The 1,887-nt window shown below is 57.6% G+C and carries 3 protein-coding genes and 1 pseudogene; 3 read left to right on the top strand and 1 reads right to left on the bottom strand.

Annotated features, from left to right (window positions below; genetic code table 11):
• Nucleotides 1-707: acyl-homoserine-lactone synthase (locus OS035_RS33390; protein ID WP_331815654.1), on the top strand; the 707-nt coding region annotated here is incomplete at its 5' end.
• 18 nt (nucleotides 708-725) lie between these two features.
• Here OS035_RS33390 and OS035_RS33395 read toward each other — a convergent pair.
• A pseudogene (locus tag OS035_RS33395) lies at nucleotides 726-1,189 on the bottom strand (ISNCY family transposase); the annotation flags it as partial.
• Nucleotides 1,190-1,263: 74 nt separating this feature from the next.
• On the opposite strand from OS035_RS33395, the gene tnpA reads away from it, so the two are divergent.
• Both tnpA and tnpB read left to right on the top strand, forming a co-directional pair.
• Nucleotides 1,264-1,674, top strand: coding sequence for an IS66-like element accessory protein TnpA (tnpA, locus tag OS035_RS33400; RefSeq protein ID WP_003551793.1), 411 nt, complete (start codon nucleotides 1,264-1,266; stop codon nucleotides 1,672-1,674).
• Nucleotides 1,671-1,829, top strand: coding sequence for an IS66 family insertion sequence element accessory protein TnpB (tnpB, locus tag OS035_RS33405; RefSeq protein ID WP_128412846.1), 159 nt, complete (start codon nucleotides 1,671-1,673; stop codon nucleotides 1,827-1,829). The genes tnpA and tnpB overlap by 4 nt, the downstream gene beginning before the upstream one ends.
• Nucleotides 1,830-1,887 lie beyond the last annotated feature (58 nt).

Below are 1,887 nucleotides of genomic sequence, written 5' to 3' on the forward strand. Positions count from 1 at the left end.
TGGGGGGCAGAATGATAAGATTTTACGTCGGTCGCCACGAATCACACGGGCAAGCAATGGAGAAAATTTGGCGCTTTCGGCACGAGCAATTCGTGGAAAGGCTTGGCTGGGAGGCGCTTCGTAGAAATGATGGATTGGAAATCGACCAGTTCGATCACGACCGTGCGCTGCACCTTGCATTGTTCTTCAAAGATACTGTCGTGGGATATACGCGATTGCTCCCGACGACTGAACCTCATCTCTTATCGGATGTTTATCCGCAGATCATGAAAGGGCAAGCATGGCCGCGTTCGCCCGAGATATTCGAGTGGACCCGATGTATTGTCGCGGAGGGTCAAATTCTAATAAATGGGGTATCGGCGTCACATGTCTTGATGACCGGCGTGATGGAATTTTGCCTTGTTGCCGGCATAACCTCGGTGATCGTCGAAACGCACCCGAAGCTCGTGCAACTCTTAGTCTCAACCGGTTGGAGCGTAACCGAGCTTGGTCCGCCTTCGCTGCTCAATGGCGTATTAATCGTACCAATCCAGGCAAAGCCTTCCATGTCTGGCTTGAGGAAGCATCATCAACTCTATTCTATCGAAGGAAGCACCCTCTTGCTCGAGCCGGAGGCTCGAAATCCGCTGAAGCCCGAAGCTACCTTGCACCATTTGCATTACTGTGAATTCATGGCGAAGCGCGACTTGCAGGCTGATAGAGGCTAACTGGTGCGCCTGATTCACCCGACCGAATTGTGTCAGACCGCTCGTCCGGTCCGTCATCGAGGCATGCGTGCTGCGGAAGATGCCATGCTTGTCGCTGTAGAACGCGATCGGCTTGCCCCATTGCTGCAAATAAGCCTTCGTCGCGTGCAGATAGTCGAAGGTGTTCTCTGAAGTCGCAAAGCGCACATGCAACAGCTTGCCGGTGGCATCGTCGATATAAACGAGCAGGGCGCATTTGCGGCCACGGTTCTCGAACCACCAATGAAGCGAGCCGTTGATCTGAACGAGTTCGCCGAAACAATCACGCCGGCCGCGCGGTTGGAAGATTCGCTGATGGCAATCCGGTGGCGTTCGATCAGCTTCTCGGCCGCCAGCGTCGGGCCAAAATCGAGATAGCGTTCGCGGATCAGGTCTAGCGCCGCTTTGCGAAACCCCTCACTGTGGCGCCGGTTGCTCGGACGGCCGCGCTTCTTCGAGAGTAAGCGCCCGGTGAGGGCCGTCTTGCGAGGTTGAGACGAACATCGGAAGTCCTAGTGCAAACACTAGGAGTAGTCCTATGACGAAGCATCAGGTTGAAGTGATCACGTCTGTCGAGCGCCGACGGCGCTGGTCTCAGGAAGATAAAGAGCGGCTCGTTGCAGCCTGTCTCGAGCCAGGTGCAGTGCTTTCCGAGATTGCCCGTGCGGCCGGTATCCATGTCAGCCAGCTCTTCCGTTGGCGCAAGGAGCTTTGTCAAATCGAGGAGCCGAGGACGGAAACAGCGAGCACGTTGGTGCCGGTGGTCGTGTCCGAGGCCGCGCTTCCAGCCTCGCCTATTCCCTCGGGGCCACCCACCCCATCGCAGTCCCGCCGGAAGCGCAGCGATGTGACGATTGAACTCGGTCGGGACCGTCGTATCCGCGTAGACAGCGACATCGACACGGACGCACTGGGCCGCATTCTCGATGTCGTGCTGGGGCGGAGATGATCCCGGTTCCGAGTGGTGTGAAGGTCTGGCTGGCGACCGGTCACACGGACATGCGCAAAGGCTTCCCCGGTCTGTCGCTGATGGTGCAGGAGACGCTGAAGCGCGATCCGATGTGCGGCCATCTGTTCGTGTTCCGGGGGCGCGGTGGCCAATGACCGACATTCTGCATACGGTTTTCGTTTCGCGACGATCGCCTATCCGTGGCATCCGCTG

It is taken from the genome of Rhizobium sp. 268 (assembly GCF_036571585.1).
GTDB lineage: Bacteria > Pseudomonadota > Alphaproteobacteria > Rhizobiales > Rhizobiaceae > Rhizobium > Rhizobium redzepovicii.